A 22,041-nucleotide genomic window follows, 5' to 3' on the forward strand; every position below is an offset into this window, starting at 1 on the left:
GGGGTTTTTAGATATTTTATAAAAAAGAATAGAGAATATCATGAAATTTAGCGAATTAGCACACGAAAAGTCAGCTTCCCTTTGGCTGTCAAGCGAGAATCATCCTTTTATTAAGGGCATTGAAGATGGGACGTTACCTTTGTCTGCCTTTAAGGCATATCTGATACAGGATAATAATTACTATGTCAAAAATTATTTAGCAATTTACGATAAAATTTTGGCGACAAGTCAGGATTCACAAGTTATTGGTGCTTTAAAATCAGGTATTCAGGCAATTACAGCTTATGATGTTGACCAGCAAAATGGGATATATCAAGGTCTTAATATGACTGAAGACGAGATTCAACAGGCTGAAATTTTACTAACAACTTATCAGTATACTTGCCACATGCACCATGCCTTTGATAGTTATGGGGAAGTGCATGCATTAGCAGCGTTACTACCATGCCCATGGTTATATCTAGAGATTTTCCAAGAAATGTTAGCAAGAAAAGATTACTTAAAAGGCACACAACAAATTTATATTGATTTTGTTAATTCGTACGCTGATGAGACATTTCAAGCTTACGGTCATGAGATGATTCAATTATTAGATGAATTAGTGACTAAACATCAAGATGAACTTGATATGGATTTGTTGTTGCAACAATTTATGTATAGTAGTGCAGAAGAATTACGTTTCTGGCAAATGACATTATTGCCAGAAAAATGGGACAGCTACACTACTGCGCAATCCAAATAAATTGAAATTTGCCCAGGTTTTTTTGTGATCCCCGAATATCATTATTTTCATAATTAATATGTCGTAGTGCTATAATGAAAAGTGATTTGTTGCACAAAATTTTGATTAAGGGGTTACATCATGAATAAGAATTATATTGCGCGAATGCGGGAGAAAGTTGGTCATGAGGGCATGATTTTTGTTTCTGCGTTTGGAGTTTTATGGAATGACGCTCACGATGCTATTTTGTTGGAAAAACGTTGGGATTCAGATGCTGGCTGGGGATTTCCTGGTGGATATCTTGAATATGGCGATTCTCCAATGCAAGCGGTTGTACGGGAATTTAAAGAAGAAACGAATATTGACGTTAGCGTAACCAGAGTCTTGGGTATCGCCACAAATGTGACGGACAAAAATTCTTGGGGTGATGCACAAGAGACTATTGGTATTGGTTTTGAAGTTGAACAGGTTGGTGGATTTTTGCAAAAAGATGGCACAGAGACATTGGATTTGCAATTTGTACCCATTCATCCGGAACCAAAAATGTTTGTGCCTCAAGCGCAACAAACTCTGCATCGGATTATCACTGAAAATGAAGTTAGTGATCGACCATGGTTACGCGAAAATGGTGATTAATCTGTTTATTTGATATCTTTTAAACACAATCATGTTATTCTTGAGGAAGTTGTGCCTTACTTAAAAAATAATCATCGTTTATTTTACACAGAAGTTACTGGTAGATTACCAAAACATTAAACATGTGGTGTTTGGGTTGACCGGAGTCTGTAGAATAATAAGCATAAGGTTTGATATAGGAGTTGAAATACTTCTGTAACATACCTTGTGCTTATATTTTTGTCAAAAAGGCTTATTTTATTAAGAAAACCTAAAAAATACAAAAAAGCACAAAAAAAGACCAGCCAATGGCTAGTCGATTATGTACTTTGAAAACTAGATATAAAAATTGATTACTATAAAATAATGTCCCCACGACCTTATTAAAAAAATCAAGTTTGCTTAACTAATCTTCAATAAGATAATTGTAAAGTATTTTGTAAATTATAGCAATCATGGTTGGCTTTTTAATTAGCTAATTCGGAGCCTCTAAAAGAGTGTAGAGAGAACAGTCTAGGACAGTTACTATAATCAAAGTAACATGTTACTCCGTTAGAAAAAATCTCAGTACCGATGCGATGTGTGCATACTGTGGCAAGTATGTTACACCAAAGGTTCTGTAGTCATGAAAATAACAAAAGTGTGAGAGACTATACATGCACAGAGATATGGTCAGTATTTTTTTGTTTAATAATGTGCCAAACGATTAAAAGTTAATTTCAGTGATATACTTAATATTGATAATTTTTTAGCACTTAAGTTACGTGAATTAAAAAAAGTAGTAAAGTATATTCTGTATTCAGAAATGCTGAAATTAGTTTACTATTTTAGTCAGGCGATTAATATGCAATTTTTGAAAAACAATGTACAGCTTGTAATCAATTATTTGATTAGACATTGGAGAGATTTTTTAGTCATTATTCTAGGTTTTTTATTTTTAGTATTTTCAGTTACTTCTTTTTTCTTACTATTGGGTACTAATATTCCATTAGTCAGTACACCACAAATTTCTTCTTTAAAAGATAAAATAACTGTTTCTTTATCATTTACAACAGCATTATTTGCAATGACATCGTTTGCTATAAATTTAAATACTAACTTCAAAAAGAATAAACTTGACACAGATTTCATGCGTTCAAAATATTTTGATTTAAAATTTGATAGATTTTCTGATGATAGGTTATATAAAGAACAATACGATTATCTGGTTGACGTTGTTAAGGATATGGCGAGCCTTTATGATCAGATAAATGAAACTAAGATACCTATTTTAATATTGACTGAGCGTCCTGTAAGTGAAAATGATGAATATTTTTCTTTTCTTAATGACAAAGTTTTATTTTTTGATATTGAGAATTACGAGAAAAAAAATACTGGAAAAAAGTTGAACATCAGAAAGAAAATTAGCAAAGTCTTTAGTCAAGTACACCAAGATAGCTTGCTTTTCGAAGGACTCATCAAAAGTTATAACTTGAAAATTAACACTGAATCTCAAAAATCACTTGATACAAATAAATACAATAGTAGCATATTCATGGATTATTATAAGAGAGATGATGATTATCAGGCAATTAATTATCAAATTATTCTTGAGATGTGGCAAGTATTGTTGATCAATCAAAAATTTGGTGAAATGGCCTATAAAATAATTCAATCTGCATCCATGTTAACTCAATATTCTAGAAATTTTTCAATAAATAAAATTGAATTAGAAGATGTAAACTATATTTTTAATCAAATTGAAAAAAATAATAAAATATTAAATTTTATGTTTATTAGGTCAAAGCCGAATGATGAAAAAGTGACCGAAGAAGAATAGTATTCTTATGCGTAATCTCTCTGGGATACTCTATGCGATATAACAATTTTCAGCGCTTTAATTTTATTATAATAATAGCAAAATATAGTTAAGAAATGAGCAATATTCATGAGCAAGAAACAACTTAATGTCAAATTTTTTGAAGATGAAATTGATACCAATCAATCGGCACGAAATTTTACCCAATTATTAAAAGAAAAACAAACAATCTTTCTTAATGGTGAATGGGGTACAGGGAAGTCAACATTTCTTAAAAATGTTGAAGAAAATTCCGTTAAAAATCAGAAAAAAATTTTCGTTTTTATGGATTTATGGAGAACTGATACCAGTCAATCTTTAATAACAACTGCATTTAGGAAACTAATCCCACGATTTTATTGGCTGACTCGCATTCTCATTGTTGCCAGTATCATTGTATCTATTTTAATGACTGGTGTTATAAAAGTACCCTTTATTTTTAGCTCTCTTAACAACTTATGGGACTTTGTAATTAGCTATTCTTCCAAATTAAATATTCTCCCGTTTATACTTTTCATCTCTAATATAGTAGCCAGAGGTCTTATTTATATACAGTTTTTAGGAATATTTCTAGTTCTTTTCGTATCAGTAAGCCAATTATTAAAAATTAATTATTTTGAATTTGATGCATACTTGTTTAGTAGACATGCACTGAAAAATAAAGTGCTAGTGATAGACGACTTTGATCGTTTAACAGCATCAAAACAAAAAGATGCATATAAACTTTTTAGTTTTCTCAACGGTAAATTACCTATAATTTTTGTAGGGAGTTATGATAGAATCATAGAAAATGACGAAACCGAAATTTTTTTAAGTAAGATTATTGATAGACGAGTTGATTTACCTATTGTTCTGTGGCCAAGTGAAATATGGACTACTGTATTTAAATTTATTTATACAAAATTCGGTATTAATCTTTCTGAAGAATTCAAAGAAATATTTATTGATGAACAAAAAAATTTGAGAGATCGTATGCATTTTATTGACTATATGGAACAGGAGTTAATTATTCGGAACAAATTGAATCATGTCCAAATTGAGGACCAATTAATTATTATATATACGTATTTATTTCACTATACGACATATAATAAGTTGTTAATAAACAAAAATCATATTTTTACTGTATTATCAGAGCTGGAAAAATCAAAAAGCCCTTTTGATTTAGTGCTTTATTCGATTTTAAATAAAAGCAAAGACCAATATCCCGTTCAATTCAAAAAGAATCCAGGTATTTATTTTTTGTTTGAGGCTCCCACTAACTTAACGGCCTCAGAAATAGAAGAGCAACTTCAAAATGATGACAAATTAAATGAATATTTGATGGCAAAATCGAATTCAGATTTTTTCAATTATATTACTTCATCTTTTCGCAACTTAAATAAGCCGAGTCAAACAGCTCTGTTGAATGCCAGCTTGAGCCTATTTAATAAGCAGTATAATAGTGACGTAATAAAGTTCCTTGTTTCAGAAAAAGATCAAAAAATCCTTCCCTATAAAGTACCAATTCAAATAGAAAATGGTGGTGGAATTGCGTATTCTGTTCCAGAAGATTTAGTTGATAAATCTGATGAAGAAATATATCAAATAAGGTATGAAAAATGGCGACCAATATTGCAAGATGCCCAATATGATATTTCACAGCAACTAAAATTTTTCGTTACTTTTCATATTACTGGCTTGAAGTATTTAAATGGTTGCTATGGGGAGATTCCATCTATAGTAAAATCATGTTCAGTCAATGACTATGTATCACCAGAATATATTTTGTTGGAATATATATCAGAGCTCAACCAATGGTATTTGTTTTCAGAATGGGAAGACGTAGTATGGGAATATATAAAAAAATTACCTTTAGAATCATTAATCACCTTTTTAAAATATCAAGATGTTGTGAGAAAGAGTGAAAATAAAGACCCAAAAGATTATATACTAATGAAAGCCTCGCATGATTTCGATAACGGTGGATTGAGAGACAATATAATAATTATAGAAAAAATTGAAGAAAGACTTAAAAAGTTAGAAAACAATAATTATATATTAAAAAAAGACACAGACTAAAAAGATTATAGAAACATATTTAAGCAAATTTAGAAAAAATTCTAAATTTGCTTTTTAAATTATAAACAGGAGAAATAACATTATGGTTAATAAGTTTGGTAGGATCTGGTGCAAACAGTGTGAGAGATGACCATCTAACCAGCTATTGATCCTATGTTGAAGGTTATGCAGCTAACAATGCTTCTAATTCGTCCACGACTGAGAACCCGATGAGACTTAACTCTCGTCGGGTTCTTTTGCGTATTGCGTGAACAATTTCCACACCGCTCAACGTTGCACTAGCGGTTCGAATGCTTTGAAAGCTTGCTGAGCGGACACGATGACGTTTAATGAATCGGTGGTCCTGTTCAATCAAATTATTTCGATATTTGGAACATTGGTGGGCTGATTTGCTCAAATAGTCTTGCTTTATCAGGTGCTTCACTGCTTTCAGTATTGCCCGATATTGATCAGTGACTAATCGATCAGGCCGACCATTGGTCGTCAAGAGACGCTTCAAAAAGTGATAGGATGCGGTATAATCGTGGTGTTTTCGTAGCTCAAAATCCATGGTCAAACCGTTACTGTCAATAGCGCGATACAAATAGGCCCAACGGCCTTTAACTCGAATATAGGTCTCATCGATTCGCCAACTTTTAGCGTGAGCTGTTTGATGCCGACGCCATAGAGCCTTAAAGATGGGGCCATAGTGATGAACCCAACGCATGACCGTGGTGTGATGAACAGTGATACCCCGATCCCGAATCAATTCAACGATATCACGATAGCTGAGACTGAATCTGAAATAGTAGCCAACGGCTACTAAGATGATGTCCTTTTGAAAGTGGCGTCCCTTAAAGTGAATCATGCACGCAATCCCTCGTTTCTTGGCACCCAGTATACTAAAATCAAGTCAGCGAGGAAAATTTGCACCAGAACCGTTTAAAAACTTTCTTAGAGGCCCACAATTATCCTTATACTTACCTGAATCCTTTGACCGCTAAAAAGCAATTGGATCAATTACGTCCTAACAAAAATGATCTTAACGATGCCAAGCATTTGGCGGAAACGCAATTCATTTTAAAGCGTGCTAAAAGTTACGTCCAGAATCCGATTTATATTGAACTACAAGATATGAGTCGTTTTTACCAACAGTTAAACCACGATATTGTGTCCGCTAAAAATCGGCTACATCGTTTGCTTCAATTGACTTTCCCAGAAATTGAAACTTTGTTTTCAACTACCGATAGCCAACAATATTGGGAGATTGTGTCGTTAATCCCTCATGCCACAATGGCTAAGCATTCACGACAAACGTTATCCGATACGATTCAAAGCAGCGTCAGTCGTCAAATCGGTGTTGCGCGTTTAACACGACTCGTTGATAAACTAGTGGCGCTTGGCAGCCTATCAGCGCCTGCTGTTGCCGTTGCTTCGTATAATGTCACCGAGGTGCGTTATTATGCGCAGCGCTTAATTGCGTTATCTCAAAGCAAGGCCAATGTCTTAGCGACTATGGTTGATCAGACCAAAGATTTACCTGAATATGACATTTATCAGAGTATACCAGGATTCTCGGACAAAACAGTGGTTTCTCTAATCGCTGAATTAGGTGATTTGCATCGTTTTGCGACTAGTAACAAATTGAATGCCTTTGTCGGGATTGACTTACGATTTAATGATTCAGGTGATTATAAAAGTTCTGGGTTCATCACAAAGCGAGGTAATACAATCGCCAGAAAAGTGCTATTCAAAGCCATTAGTAACATTGCTAGTACGGCAACTTATGGTCATCAAAATCATATCAATGATTGGTATCAAAAGAAAAAGCAATCTTCAATGTCAAAGGGAACAAAGAAAATTGCTATTGGTGCGATGTCACGTCTCTTACGAACCATGCACTATCTGGTTTTGAATAACCAATTGTACGATTACGATACAGCGTCAAAGCGCTAGAATTGTACATTTATAAGCCTAACATTTTGCAAAACCAATGTGAAGACATCGGTTTATTTTAGTAGTGCTTGATGACCAATTGCAGCATCATAAAAAGAAGCTAAATGCATTGAAACACTTGACTTCTGGTAGAAAAATAGTCCAATTTATTGACTTCTGAGCATTTACGATAGCCGGAAAAATGTTTATAATTATAGGAGTGTTAAATAAAATTAGTGGGATACAATTATGGATGAGAAAACTAGATTTAAGATGTATAAAAGTGGAAAAATATGGGTTTTTTCAGGATTAACAGCTATGTCCTTGGGAATGGGCATGACTAATTCTCTAGATCATGTGTCGGCGAGTACTATAGCAAATTCGCAACAAGGAAGTCAATCAAGTGATGAGTCGACGGATCAAAGTTCAGTCGAGACATCAAGTGATAAGTCAACGAATCAAAGTTCAGTCGAGACATCAAGTGATAAGTCAACGAATCAAAGTTCAGTCGAGACATCAAGTGATAAGTCAACGAATCAAAGTTCAGTCGAGACATCAAGTGATAAGTCAACGAACCAAAGTTCAGTTGAGACATCAAGTGATAAGTCAACGAATCAAAGTTCAGTCGAGACATCAAGTGATAAGTCAACGAACCAAAGTTCAGTTGAGACATCAAGTGATAAGTCAACGAACCAAAGTTCAGTCGAGACATCAAGTGATAAGTCAACGAATCAAAGTTCAGTCGAGACATCAAGTGATAAGTCAACGAACCAAAGTTCAGTTGAGACATCAAGTGATAAGTCAACGAACCTAAACTTAGATTCACAACAAGTAAATAATAAGAAAACAGCACCAGGGGAAGTGACAATTAAAGATCCTCAGTATCCAAATGGTATGTGGTTGGACAAAGATGCAAGTCACTACACTTTTAATTACTTATTGAATCAAAATCGAAGTCAACAACTTGTTTTTTCAACCGATCGTAGTGGCAGTACAGGAGTAGTATATGTCTACTTGATTGACAATGTTACTAAATCAATTATAGAGCAGAAAGTATTACAATTAAATAGTAAGGCAGTTCTTCAAAATAAAGTGACTATCTTTAATGATAATTTTAATGGTGTAGTTTGGTCTGCTGATCCTAGCAAAACATGGTCAAGAGAATATTCAGTAAATGGATCCAATCCTGGTAAGCAATATGGTAAAATAACCTATTTTGTTCCTTTACTCATTAATCAAACTGTATCATACGTTAATGAAAAAGGGCAAGAAATTATAGATTCTAATGGCCAACTGGTTAACCCAGTAACCCAGCAAGGTTTAACCGGGCAACAATATACTACATCAGCACCAACGTTAGTTAATGGGTTTTATGTCGGACATTATGTAGTAACACCAGACAATGCCCGAGGAACTATGTCACAATTTGGTGTGCCTGGAGCACAATATACTCGAGATTTCCATGACGGATATAAAATTGTATTCACTGAAATTGATGGCCAAGGCAATATGAACGCGAAAATCATAGACAGTCAAAATAACATTGTTTATGAAAATAAAATGCTTGGAAAAGGCCAAATCGATCCTTATCAAAATGATAAGGTACGCATAGATATTGTTAATCCTTATGTAGATCAAACTCGAAATGTCGTGTATATGTACCATCAATTAGGGGCATTGGTACCAGATGTACCTGGCGCAAAGCCAGTACCATACCCTAATGATCCAACTGATCCAAGCAAGCCTGGGAATCCAGTAATTCCAAACATTCCGGGTTACACACCAGTCGATCCTAATGGTAAGCCGTTGACACCAGGAGAAGTTTATCCGGTTGATCCAAGCACACCAGGGACAGACACACCAATTCATTACACAGCTAATGAACAAAAAGCAAGCATCACGTATATCGATCAAACTACAGGGAATACAATTACGGTTACTACGGTAACAGGTAAAAGTGATCAAACAAGTGATTATCGCACGCAACCAACGATTGATAGTTTAACTAATCACGGCTATGAGTTAGTATCAGATAATTATCCAAAGAATGGGGTAGTATTTGACCATGACGATAACGTTGATCAAAGCTATCAAGTGGTAATGAAGCACCAGACAAAGACTGTCACACCAGATCAACCAGGAGAACCAGGGCAACCAATTGACCCAAGTAATCCAAACGGACCTAAGTATCCGAATGATACGGATTATAAGGCATTGCATCGTGAAATCAATCAAGCAGTGCAATACGTTGATGATAAGGGTAAGACAGTTAGCCCAAAGGTTACAGACCAAGTGGTATTTGATCGTACGGGGGTTATTGATCAAGTTACCGGATCTGTGACATACAGTGACTGGCAAGCAAAGAATAATGATACGACGTTTGAAGCTAAGACATCACCAATCATTAATGGTATGTATGCGAATAAATCAGTTGTAGAAGCTAAGGTAGTTACAGCAGATAGTAGTGATGACCTTGAGACAGTGGTTTACAGTCAATTAGGGGCATTGGTACCAGATGTACCTGGCGCAAAGCCAGTACCATACCCTAATGATCCAACTGATCCAAGCAAGCCTGGGAATCCAGTAATTCCAAACATTCCGGGTTACACACCAGTCGATCCTAATGGTAAGCCGTTGACACCAGGAGAAGTTTATCCGGTTGATCCAAGCACACCAGGGACAGACACACCAATTCATTACACAGCTAATGAACAAAAAGCAAGCATCACGTATATCGATCAAACTACAGGGAATACAATTACGGTTACTACGGTAACAGGTAAAAGTGATCAAACAAGTGATTATCGCACGCAACCAACGATTGATAGTTTAACTAATCACGGCTATGAGTTAGTATCAGATAATTATCCAAAGAATGGGGTAGTATTTGACCATGACGATAACGTTGATCAAAGCTATCAAGTGGTAATGAAGCACCAGACAAAGACTGTCACACCAGATCAACCAGGAGAACCAGGGCAACCAATTGACCCAAGTAATCCAAACGGACCTAAGTATCCGAATGATACGGATTATAAGGCATTGCATCGTGAAATCAATCAAGCAGTGCAATACGTTGATGATAAGGGTAAGACAGTTAGCCCAAAGGTTACAGACCAAGTGGTATTTGATCGTACGGGGGTTATTGATCAAGTTACCGGATCTGTGACATACAGTGACTGGCAAGCAAAGAATAATGATACGACGTTTGAAGCTAAGACATCACCAATCATTAATGGTATGTATGCGAATAAATCAGTTGTAGAAGCTAAGGTAGTTACAGCAGATAGTAGTGATGACCTTGAGACAGTGGTTTACAGTCAATTAGGGGCATTGGTACCAGATGTACCTGGCGCAAAGCCAGTACCATACCCTAATGATCCAACTGATCCAAGCAAGCCTGGGAATCCAGTAATTCCAAACATTCCGGGTTACACACCAGTCGATCCTAATGGTAAGCCGTTGACACCAGGAGAAGTTTATCCGGTTGATCCAAGCACACCAGGGACAGACACACCAATTCATTACACAGCTAATGAACAAAAAGCAAGCATCACGTATATCGATCAAACTACAGGGAATACAATTACGGTTACTACGGTAACAGGTAAAAGTGATCAAACAAGTGATTATCGCACGCAACCAACGATTGATAGTTTAACTAATCACGGCTATGAGTTAGTATCAGATAATTATCCAAAGAATGGGGTAGTATTTGACCATGACGATAACGTTGATCAAAGCTATCAAGTGGTAATGAAGCACCAGACAAAGACTGTCACACCAGATCAACCAGGAGAACCAGGGCAACCAATTGACCCAAGTAATCCAAACGGACCTAAGTATCCGAATGATACGGATTATAAGGCATTGCATCGTGAAATCAATCAAGCAGTGCAATACGTTGATGATAAGGGTAAGACAGTTAGCCCAAAGGTTACAGACCAAGTGGTATTTGATCGTACGGGGGTTATTGATCAAGTTACCGGATCTGTGACATACAGTGACTGGCAAGCAAAGAATAATGATACGACGTTTGAAGCTAAGACATCACCAATCATTAATGGTATGTATGCGAATAAATCAGTTGTAGAAGCTAAGGTAGTTACAGCAGATAGTAGTGATGACCTTGAGACAGTGGTTTACAGTCAATTAGGGGCATTGGTACCAGATGTACCTGGCGCAAAGCCAGTACCATACCCTAATGATCCAACTGATCCAAGCAAGCCTGGGAATCCAGTAATTCCAAACATTCCGGGTTACACACCAGTCGATCCTAATGGTAAGCCGTTGACACCAGGAGAAGTTTATCCGGTTGATCCAAGCACACCAGGGACAGACACACCAATTCATTACACAGCTAATGAACAAAAAGCAAGCATCACGTATATCGATCAAACTACAGGGAATACAATTACGGTTACTACGGTAACAGGTAAAAGTGATCAAACAAGTGATTATCGCACGCAACCAACGATTGATAGTTTAACTAATCACGGCTATGAGTTAGTATCAGATAATTATCCAAAGAATGGGGTAGTATTTGACCATGACGATAACGTTGATCAAAGCTATCAAGTGGTAATGAAGCACCAGACAAAGACTGTCACACCAGATCAACCAGGAGAACCAGGGCAACCAATTGACCCAAGTAATCCAAACGGACCTAAGTATCCGAATGATACGGATTATAAGGCATTGCATCGTGAAATCAATCAAGCAGTGCAATACGTTGATGATAAGGGTAAGACAGTTAGCCCAAAGGTTACAGACCAAGTGGTATTTGATCGTACGGGGGTTATTGATCAAGTTACCGGATCTGTGACATACAGTGACTGGCAAGCAAAGAATAATGATACGACGTTTGAAGCTAAGACATCACCAATCATTAATGGTATGTATGCGAATAAATCAGTTGTAGAAGCTAAGGTAGTTACAGCAGATAGTAGTGATGACCTTGAGACAGTGGTTTACAGTCAATTAGGGGCATTGGTACCAGATGTACCTGGCGCAAAGCCAGTACCATACCCTAATGATCCAACTGATCCAAGCAAGCCTGGGAATCCAGTAATTCCAAACATTCCGGGTTACACACCAGTCGATCCTAATGGTAAGCCGTTGACACCAGGAGAAGTTTATCCGGTTGATCCAAGCACACCAGGGACAGACACACCAATTCATTACACAGCTAATGAACAAAAAGCAAGCATCACGTATATCGATCAAACTACAGGGAATACAATTACGGTTACTACGGTAACAGGTAAAAGTGATCAAACAAGTGATTATCGCACGCAACCAACGATTGATAGTTTAACTAATCACGGCTATGAGTTAGTATCAGATAATTATCCAAAGAATGGGGTAGTATTTGACCATGACGATAACGTTGATCAAAGCTATCAAGTGGTAATGAAGCACCAGACAAAGACTGTCACACCAGATCAACCAGGAGAACCAGGGCAACCAATTGACCCAAGTAATCCAAACGGACCTAAGTATCCGAATGATACGGATTATAAGGCATTGCATCGTGAAATCAATCAAGCAGTGCAATACGTTGATGATAAGGGTAAGACAGTTAGCCCAAAGGTTACAGACCAAGTGGTATTTGATCGTACGGGGGTTATTGATCAAGTTACCGGATCTGTGACATACAGTGACTGGCAAGCAAAGAATAATGATACGACGTTTGAAGCTAAGACATCACCAATCATTAATGGTATGTATGCGAATAAATCAGTTGTAGAAGCTAAGGTAGTTACAGCAGATAGTAGTGATGACCTTGAGACAGTGGTTTACAGTCAATTAGGGGCATTGGTACCAGATGTACCTGGCGCAAAGCCAGTACCATACCCTAATGATCCAACTGATCCAAGCAAGCCTGGGAATCCAGTAATTCCAAACATTCCGGGTTACACACCAGTCGATCCTAATGGTAAGCCGTTGACACCAGGAGAAGTTTATCCGGTTGATCCAAGCACACCAGGGACAGACACACCAATTCATTACACAGCTAATGAACAAAAAGCAAGCATCACGTATATCGATCAAACTACAGGGAATACAATTACGGTTACTACGGTAACAGGTAAAAGTGATCAAACAAGTGATTATCGCACGCAACCAACGATTGATAGTTTAACTAATCACGGCTATGAGTTAGTATCAGATAATTATCCAAAGAATGGGGTAGTATTTGACCATGACGATAACGTTGATCAAAGCTATCAAGTGGTAATGAAGCACCAGACAAAGACTGTCACACCAGATCAACCAGGAGAACCAGGGCAACCAATTGACCCAAGTAATCCAAACGGACCTAAGTATCCGAATGATACGGATTATAAGGCATTGCATCGTGAAATCAATCAAGCAGTGCAATACGTTGATGATAAGGGTAAGACAGTTAGCCCAAAGGTTACAGACCAAGTGGTATTTGATCGTACGGGGGTTATTGATCAAGTTACCGGATCTGTGACATACAGTGACTGGCAAGCAAAGAATAATGATACGACGTTTGAAGCTAAGACATCACCAATCATTAATGGTATGTATGCGAATAAATCAGTTGTAGAAGCTAAGGTAGTTACAGCAGATAGTAGTGATGACCTTGAGACAGTGGTTTACAGTCAATTAGGGGCATTGGTACCAGATGTACCTGGCGCAAAGCCAGTACCATACCCTAATGATCCAACTGATCCAAGCAAGCCTGGGAATCCAGTAATTCCAAACATTCCGGGTTACACACCAGTCGATCCTAATGGTAAGCCGTTGACACCAGGAGAAGTTTATCCGGTTGATCCAAGCACACCAGGGACAGACACACCAATTCATTACATCAAGAACCATATTTTGCCTGATAATGAATCTATTTTTAAAACTGTAGAAACGCACCCTAATTTTGAAACTGAAAATTCAACCATACCAAATCATAAAAGTGAATTACCTGATACATCTGCTAAAAATAATTCTAACCATAATTTAATGGGAATTGTTTTAAGCGCTGCATTGGGACTACTAGGCATGGCTAGAGTTATTAAGAATAAAAATAAAAAATAGAAAGAAAAAAGCACAAATATTTTTGTGCTTTTTTTATGAAGATATAAGATTTTTTGATCGAAATCCTGCTATTAAAAATTTATTTCAACTAAAAATCAAATAAGCGATTGATATAATGTACTGTACTGTTCATTGTGATATGCTGAATTATTTAGTGGTCTCTTTAACAGTATGTGAATTTGAGTACCAAAAGATAGTTATATTGTGGATATGTATTTGGTAGATTGTAAAATTAAACCGAACACATTTCATAAAAAATCTGCAAAGACTTTTGCTCAGAAGTCAATAAATTGGACTATTTTTATTCAGTTACTTAGGCAACATTTGAGATACGATTTCGATTATAAAAATTGATATACCAACCAATGGCTGCTTGGACTTCAGTTAATGTTTGGTATGCCTTCAAATAAACCTCTTCACGCTTCAATATTGAATGAAATGCTTCCATACGGCCATTATCGTACGGATGGCCTTTGAGTGAATATGAATGTATCAAGCCATAATTTTGGCATTTAATATTAAACTCAGCACTCGTGTATTGTGACCCCATATCTGAATGAATAATGAGTGGCTTTCGATGCTTATCTAACGCCATCTGTAAGGCACTTGTGGCTAGCTCGGCTGTCATTGTATCGCCAATTTTAGAGCCCAATACTTTTCTCTTCTCAGGATCCAAAACGGTCGCTAAATAGACCCATCTGTGATTAGTCAACTGAATATAAGTGATATCTGTTTGCCAGACACCGCTCAAATCATGCAAGTGTCTAATCAGATTGGGTTTTTGATCAACCGTCACAACAGTTTTGGGTTTGCGATAATGTTTTTGCATGCGGGATTTAATCCCTAATTCACGCATCAATTTGAGTGTCATATATTCAGATATTTTTGGACAGTCATTGTTTAGGTGACTATAAGCAGCAATACGACGATAACCATAAAATTTAAAGGTTTTCCAAATGTCTAAAATATAAGGTTTCAGGGATTCTCTACGCTTTTCTTGTCGACTGGGTTGCCAATGGCGCCAGTTGTAATAGGTACTAGGTTTGATTTTAAGTGCACTTAAAATACGCACAAGCGCGTAGCCTTGTGCTAAAAATTGATTAACTAGCGGCAATCCCACATTACGGACTATTTTTTGGCTAGTAAGATGGCCGCTCAATGCCTGTCAGGCTATGCGTGATAAAATTTCGTTTTCTTCCTCCAAAATAGCGAGGCGCTTCTCTAGTTGCTTGACGTCTTTTAAAGTCTTTGACTGACCCCTGATCATGATTGGGGTAGCTTGTTTAACCCAAATAGCAATAGAATCTTTTGATGGTCCAAATTCTTCTGCTAATGATTTGAGTGAACGGCCTTCTTGGTGAAGTTTAACCAATGAATCTTTGAAATCTTGTGAATAACGAATTGACATAAAAATACTCCTATACTTTCATTTTACGGACTGAATAAAAATAGTCCATTTTTTTAGTATAAGAGCACACTGAAGCGCTGAATATTTACTGGATCAGCTTTTGTCGAGGCCAGGCCAGTTAAATAATATTATCTTTTCAAAAAATATTTCATCATTATCAATAGTCACTGCACGAGATTACTTAAATGTAAATAACCTTTCCGACGGTAAATTTACTAAAATAATCAGTAAGGCGAGAGGGTACAAAAATTTTATTTTTGAGAATAATGAATATAATAATTTAATTCTAACGTGGATGATTAAAGAAGGGTATATGAAATCATTTATTGAAACAAGCAAAAATAGATTGAAGCCAATATACGACTAGAGAATACTAAGTCTACAATGTTAAAAAAACAGCACTTTTAAAATAAAGTAGCTGCTTTTTTGATTAATGTATACTTTTAGCAAAATTTGGGATTATTTCTGGCATTTCGCCATCGGTATAGTGTACGATCTGGAAAGTTAACATATCAATATACACTCTCACGATTGCGTCTTGGTTATTTATATTCGTAAAATCCATTTCAAAGGTACCAGGATGTTCTATAGTAGGTTGTACCATATTTAGTGCTTGCCCACCTTTTCTAAAATCGCCAATATTTGATAAACTATTAATCTGTGATAAGAGATCACTTTCTTTATCATTGAAGGTAGGGATACCTACGTTGATTGATGCGCCATCTTCACTGCCACTTGCCAAAGATAATGAATAGTTATATGCATTACCAGTATACGAATTTACTTGAATGTCTAAAACATGATCTGGAGTGTCATGGACAGTAAAATCATAGATAACATTGAACTGATCTCTGCCGTCTTGATTTTCAGAAATAGATGTGTTCTTCAAATTGGCTGTACTTCCAGAATCTGCTAAGTATTTAAGTGCGATTTTTTTCATCTCATCAACTGTGAGTTGATCTGAATTGGTTGTTGTTGAGGAAGCATAATCCGTAGAAGAAGAAACATCCTTCGAAGAATCTTGGGAATCTTCAATGGGTTCTTCACTTGTGGACTCATCGTTTGCATTTTTAGAACTTGTCGCACTTGTCGTCGATGATCCAGTATTCATAATATTTATTAGCTTTTTATATGGGATTGGTGTCTCTGTATCATTGCTTGTCCAATTTGAAATATCTGAGTCCGAAATTTTTTGGCTTAGATTAATAAAATCAGCGAATTCCTCACTTGAGCTAAATTCCGACAACTTCGCAGGGAATAGTTTGGTTACTGGTTTAACATTAACGCCCATTGTTAAGTTTATAAACTTTCGTAAATCTTCTGATTGTCTTAGCACCAAAAAACTATAGTATTTGTTTTTAATTTTGAATCGATGGATATATCCGTTCTGACCTTTTAACATATAAAATGCGTTCCAATCAACTGAACTATCTGTCAATTCGTTTAACTGTTGATTGATTTCATATTTTTCAAATTCGGAATTTGATGCTTTATATTTTATTTTTAAAATTTGATCCTGCATATAAAATCCATCTAACATAGCTCCAAAGGACCGGGCCTTGGATGGTTTTTCCGTTGCCGAGAGGTCTCTATATATTACTTCGCTATTTTCTATTTTGGCTACTGAAGTGCTTCCTGGTTTAAAGTCATCTAATGAATGGGAAAGGCTTTCTAGAGCATTAGTTGAATAACTTGGGACATTCGTCGTGTTCCAGTACTGATTATAAGTATTAAATAGAATAAAAATTAACAAACCGAATGACGTAATGTAAAAAGATTTTGCTCCCAAATTCAAAGTATAAACTTTATCAATCCATACAAGTAATAAACCAATTAACAAAGAGCAAAAAACCAGACCGATGGACCAAAGTGAGTCGTAAACGTACGAAAAGTAAAAATACGTTGCGAGCAAGATAGCACCTGATATTTGTACTTTAGGATGTCTAATATCCTTTTTATTCCAAGCTTTTTTGATAACAATGTTTTTGTCAATGTAAAAACTCGCTACCAATGAACATATAGTAACTAAAGTACCTAAAAATAAAATCATTTTAATTCTCCTCAAATATATAATAAAATCTCCGTTTCAGCAGTATACCATATTAATTAAGTTTAATATTTATACGTCAAGTTTCGAAATACGATAATAATTATCAATTTCTATTCCAGATTGTGGCGATTTGATTCAATATCTTTTGAATAATTCTTGTTTTGGCATTGACGGCCAGACCAATTCTAGTTGATATAAGTATCACTATCATAGGATTTTCAAGTCCTGTTTTTTGTTTGTGAAAAATGAAAATTCACAAACTTATTTTGAGCCTATTTTTAGTGTTCACAAAGTCGTCGTTTGCGATCATTTCACAAACCAATTCATTTATGCCATTATGATATACTGCTAAAAGCAAAGAAGTTAAGATGGTGGCTATCCTAAATGGAAGTGGTGCTTATGGTGTTAAAACTGTAAACCCAGATTCTAGGAAAGGAGAGGCCTTGTGCGCGTATAGGATGCATTACAGCTAATAATTAGCTTTGGGATGTTGATCCTATCGTTAATCTCTTTAGTTGTTGTGTTGACTTAACTTTAATGAGTTAATGGGAAATGTTAATTTATGTCAAAGTATTGAAGAAGTTTTCAGGAAATTCATGAACACTGAAATGATCAAACAAGAGGGGCCATATAAGGGAGAACCAAAAGGCACAATACCACTCGCAGTTATTGAACGCGCAAAACGAGAATTTCGTAATGAACTCATGTCTGTGTCTGAAAAGAAGAAGCGGACTGAGGCTTTGAAGGGATTGGGTCATTTGAAGTCGGAACTAGTTGAGTCTGCTCAAAATACGATGCTACGGGATAAATACAGCCGAGATTTAGAAAAGATCTATGATGCTTTACCCAAAAATATGAAGGGACGATGGCAGGTTGGAAACACTTCATTAGAAGCCCCAAACACTCAGATGTCGAAAGCAAACCATCTGACCAATCGACTGTTGGATAAAATTTTTAAGAACGGGCTACATGATGAATACAGCGATTTTCAAAAACTAGCGTATAAGTTCGATGAAATCAATATTGAAGACCAAGGTGTCATGAGAAAAGGGCAGCAACTTTTCTCTGAAAAGCGTGATGCAGATCTTAGAAAGCGTCTTGCTAATGATCCCAAAGCCTTCTTGCAAGCTCATGCCGGTCATAAGTTGACGATTGTCTTCCGACCAGTGGTAAAGGTTAATGCGCCGGGTACACTTGTTAATACAGCCGTACAAAATGATTTCGGCCAAGAATATCAAACTCAAACAGTGAGGAACAATGTCACACCAAACCCACAAGCACCAGAAACACCCAACACAAGTTATGGCGAAAAGCCGAAGGGTGGACTATATGCTGGTATTGCAGCTGCTTTGACTGGATTGGTCAGCATTGTATTCTTCAAACCAATTTCACGTTGGTTAAAAAAATAATAACTCAAGAAGGTAGATAGAAATAGAAAAGTGACTATTCAACAATGATGTGCTTTTTAAAATAAATCCATAGATGTGCTGTAATATGTTATTGTCTTCCACGTTAGTATTAATTGGCAAACCGTACTAGGGACAATTTTAATTGTAGTTGGCGTGGTAATTGTCAATTTAAATGGTACTACGCATTAGAGAATAATACCCAATTCACGATACAAGATACTATTGATATAACTAACAAATTAACCGGTTAGAGAAATTTTGACAAAACTCTATTGCAATCGACTGGCCAGTAAAAGCCCAACCTAACAACACTCAGTGATGAGTTGTTAGGTTGGGCTTTTTTGGCTACAAAAGAATGCGATTACACAGGCAAGTAAGTAGTTATATATCAACTTTGAAATGCCGACTAAAAAATACAACGAAGATGATGAACAAGGAAAGGGGGCATGACAATGTATAAGGCAGTTGTTTGACATTCCAGAGGAAAAGAGATATATTTGTAGCGTAGAGAGACAAATATATCTCTTTTTGGAGGAAATAAGTTATGTCAAAAAGATTACGCCATTCAGTTGGATGTTGGCTTTTATAGGATTTTCTGGTTTTGCGGGTTTGTATGGTTATCCGCAATATTTCCTTTTATTTGCTTTGTTTAGTGGTTTTCAGAATTTTTGGTGGTTTAAACTTGGCTCGCAAGATGATGAGCGACTTAGGGAAAATCGTTTAAAAGCAGGTCTAGATGCTTTCAAAATCGCCATGGTGTTACTTTTCGTTTCTACGATTATTTTGAGTCTTCTGAATTTAAATTATTTTTTGTTGTATAAGCTGCAACTATTTATAATTGGTATAACATTTGCAATAGGTACAAATTTATGGGCATATTTGACGTATAAATACGATAGAGATAATTAACTTATGGTACTAATCAAGACCAACATAAAAACATATAGAACCATCAAAGAATTAACACAAGAAGATTTAGCAAATCGAGTAGGTGTTCGCAGGGAGACGATTATGCGGTTGGAAAACGCAAAGTATAATCCGTCGCTAGAATTAGCTGTCAAGATTTCTAAAGAACTCGATACCACCATTGAAGAATTGTTCTATTTTGAATAACGCTTTGATTGATTAAAATATACACACTGTTTAACTTAAATATTTAGTTTAGATCTATTGTTAGTAAAGAACAATAGATCTTTTTTAACAAAGAATTAGCTTAGCATCTAGGATATAAGATGGTGATGGATTTTGATTCTCTCATTACGATTCCTCCTGTTTTATATAATAGCTATAGTTTTTGTAAACCCGAAGTATTTCACAAAATCAGTTATCTAACTCTTATCATAATAGTATATGATGCATATCTTATTCTTATAACACTAGTATATGATACTTATCTTATTCTTATCATAGCATTATATGATACATATCTTATTAATATAAATATCTGATAAAGTCCAATATATTGGGATTTATTACAGATTTGAAATATTAAAAATTTAAAATACAAATATGTATCAAAATATTAGGAGGGGTTGTAGATGAGTTACAAACATTTTGATTATGCTGAAAGAATAAAGTTGAAGACTTTTATCGATGAAGGCTATACAAATGCGGAAATTGCGATACGGTTATACCGATCTAGAGCATCAATCACACAAGAATTAAAACGTAATGCACGGGTGGTTACGTGGAAGGGTAAAACGAAAATATTACGTCATACTTATGAACCTGTTCAAGCCCAAAGACGAGCAGATCATTTAGCCACTGAGGCTCACCGTAAACCAACCAAACTAACAAAACGGCGCCGAGAGCACATTGACTATTTGATTAAGAAAAAGCAATGGTCGCCACAACAAATTGCAAATGGCGTCAAAAACATTGGTGTATCAACCGGAACGATTCATAACTGGATTCTAAAACGCCTTATCAATTCCAAAATGGAAGATTTACCACTCAAGGGAAAACGGCGAAAAAAACTCAGAGCAAAAAAGGTTAATTCTGTTCGTACTAGAGCAATACTCGAATCGCATTCGATTAAAAAAAGACCCAAAGTGATCAACGAACGACAAACATTTGGGCATTGGGAGATTGACGGTGTGATGAGTCCACAAGACACTCAAAATTTTGTTGTGACCTTTGTGGAAAGAAAAACAAGATTTATGGTTGGCATTAAGGCTAGAAGTAGACAATTTGAAGATATGCAAACAGTATTAGATACCTTCATGTCAAAATTCGCTGCAGCTTGTGAAAGTATCACATGCGATCGGGGTATTGAATTTACAAGTACCAACTTTATTCATTCTGTCGAAAATACATACAACAAGAAGATCTATTTCTCAGATCCTCAAGCTCCAGGTCAACGCGGTACGAACGAACGTTTAAATCGCGAATTAAGACGCATATATCCTGTTGGGTATAACTTTACCAAAATCACACAAAAACGCCTACAAGAATCAATTAGAGACCTTAATAGACGTCCTAGGCATGTTCTTGGTTATCAGACACCAGAACATGAATTTGTCAGACGGATGAATGAAATCACCCAAAAAACCACAATCGCTGCATCGATTTAGCCATAATTTATTCGTAAAATTCATAGATTAATCTGAAATACCTGACAGTGAAATACATAACAAATAATGAGTCCAGAGGTTTGAAAATAACGTCTGTGTTTTAGTGTGAATATTTAATTTTCGTGTTTAATACTCAACCAAAACACGAACTAAACGCATATTTGTTTAAGAAACGGTAAAACAAATAATATGTAACCAAAATGTAAATAAGTCCGTTTAGAGCCGATATATAGCTGTTTTAAAGACATAAAAAGACGTCATTTTTCACATTTTGTTAAATTAGCACTTGACAAATGCCGCCAAAATTTAGGTTTACATAATATATATTATCGAAAGTAAAGTATTTAGATTAATACATTTAATGTGGCTTAATGTGGCTGATTTTTTATAA

Annotated in this window: 14 protein-coding genes and 1 pseudogene; 11 read left to right on the forward strand and 4 right to left on the reverse strand. The window is 35.8% G+C overall.

Going from position 1 to position 22,041, the window contains the following annotated elements:
- The first annotated feature begins 40 nt into the window (after nt 1–40).
- The 4 genes from A9176_RS06855 (at nt 41) to A9176_RS06870 (ending at nt 5,234) form a co-directional block, all read left to right on the forward strand.
- Complete coding sequence (locus A9176_RS06855; protein WP_077282828.1) at nt 41–742, forward strand: hypothetical protein; 702 nt, start codon at nt 41–43, stop codon at nt 740–742.
- Nucleotides 743–862: 120 nt separating this feature from the next.
- On the forward strand, nt 863–1,357 hold the full coding sequence (locus A9176_RS06860; protein WP_029510447.1) for an NUDIX domain-containing protein: 495 nt from the start codon (nt 863–865) through the stop codon (nt 1,355–1,357).
- Between the two features lie 823 nt (nt 1,358–2,180).
- Nucleotides 2,181–3,155 carry a hypothetical protein gene (locus tag A9176_RS06865; protein WP_077282830.1) on the forward strand — a complete coding sequence of 325 codons (975 nt, stop codon included), beginning with the start codon at nt 2,181–2,183 and terminating at the stop codon, nt 3,153–3,155.
- Nucleotides 3,156–3,263: 108 nt separating this feature from the next.
- Entirely contained in the window at nt 3,264–5,234 is a 1,971-nt protein-coding gene (locus A9176_RS06870) for a P-loop NTPase fold protein (RefSeq protein WP_077282832.1), read from the forward strand.
- 163 nt (nt 5,235–5,397) lie between these two features.
- Here the strand turns inward: A9176_RS06870 and A9176_RS06875 are convergent, their stop codons facing one another.
- Nucleotides 5,398–6,081: an IS6 family transposase gene (locus A9176_RS06875; RefSeq protein WP_077282834.1), complete on the reverse strand. Its 684-nt coding sequence runs from the start codon at nt 6,079–6,081 to the stop codon at nt 5,398–5,400.
- Between the two features lie 59 nt (nt 6,082–6,140).
- Here A9176_RS06875 and A9176_RS06885 point away from each other — a divergent pair, with 59 nt between their 5' ends.
- Entirely contained in the window at nt 6,141–7,169 is a 1,029-nt protein-coding gene (locus A9176_RS06885; RefSeq protein ID WP_242943209.1) for an IS110 family transposase, read from the forward strand.
- 228 nt (nt 7,170–7,397) lie between these two features.
- Nucleotides 7,398–14,210 (forward strand): mucin-binding protein, encoded by a 6,813-nt coding sequence (locus A9176_RS06890; RefSeq protein ID WP_077282836.1) that lies wholly within the window; start codon nt 7,398–7,400, stop codon nt 14,208–14,210.
- A 313-nt stretch (nt 14,211–14,523) separates the two neighbouring features.
- Here A9176_RS06890 and A9176_RS06895 read toward each other — a convergent pair whose 3' ends face one another.
- From A9176_RS06895 to A9176_RS06905, 3 genes are all read right to left on the reverse strand, one after another.
- Nucleotides 14,524–15,330, reverse strand: coding sequence for an IS3 family transposase (locus tag A9176_RS06895; RefSeq protein WP_198150927.1), 807 nt, complete (start codon nt 15,328–15,330; stop codon nt 14,524–14,526).
- A 45-nt stretch (nt 15,331–15,375) separates the two neighbouring features.
- Nucleotides 15,376–15,618, reverse strand: coding sequence for a transposase (locus tag A9176_RS06900; protein WP_077282423.1), 243 nt, complete (start codon nt 15,616–15,618; stop codon nt 15,376–15,378).
- 430 nt (nt 15,619–16,048) lie between these two features.
- Entirely contained in the window at nt 16,049–17,668 is a 1,620-nt protein-coding gene (locus A9176_RS06905) for a hypothetical protein (RefSeq protein ID WP_077282840.1), read from the reverse strand.
- Between the two features lie 463 nt (nt 17,669–18,131).
- On the opposite strand from A9176_RS06905, the pseudogene A9176_RS08915 reads away from it, so the two are divergent.
- From A9176_RS08915 to A9176_RS06935, 5 genes and pseudogenes are all read left to right on the forward strand, one after another.
- Nucleotides 18,132–18,200: pseudogene (locus tag A9176_RS08915) on the forward strand (putative holin-like toxin); the annotation flags it as partial.
- 64 nt (nt 18,201–18,264) lie between these two features.
- Nucleotides 18,265–19,077: an SspB-related isopeptide-forming adhesin gene (locus tag A9176_RS06915; RefSeq protein ID WP_242943211.1), complete on the forward strand. Its 813-nt coding sequence runs from the start codon at nt 18,265–18,267 to the stop codon at nt 19,075–19,077.
- 465 nt (nt 19,078–19,542) lie between these two features.
- Nucleotides 19,543–19,986: a DUF3796 domain-containing protein gene (locus A9176_RS06920; protein WP_077282844.1), complete on the forward strand. Its 444-nt coding sequence runs from the start codon at nt 19,543–19,545 to the stop codon at nt 19,984–19,986.
- A gap of 3 nt (nt 19,987–19,989) precedes the next feature.
- Nucleotides 19,990–20,190 carry a helix-turn-helix transcriptional regulator gene (locus tag A9176_RS06925; protein WP_055307859.1) on the forward strand — a complete coding sequence of 67 codons (201 nt, stop codon included), beginning with the start codon at nt 19,990–19,992 and terminating at the stop codon, nt 20,188–20,190.
- Nucleotides 20,191–20,615: 425 nt separating this feature from the next.
- Nucleotides 20,616–21,650: an IS30 family transposase gene (locus A9176_RS06935; RefSeq protein ID WP_077282845.1), complete on the forward strand. Its 1,035-nt coding sequence runs from the start codon at nt 20,616–20,618 to the stop codon at nt 21,648–21,650.
- The last annotated feature ends 391 nt before the right edge of the window (nt 21,651–22,041 follow it).

Source organism: Leuconostoc garlicum, assembly GCF_001998805.1.
Classification (GTDB): domain Bacteria; phylum Bacillota; class Bacilli; order Lactobacillales; family Lactobacillaceae; genus Leuconostoc; species Leuconostoc lactis.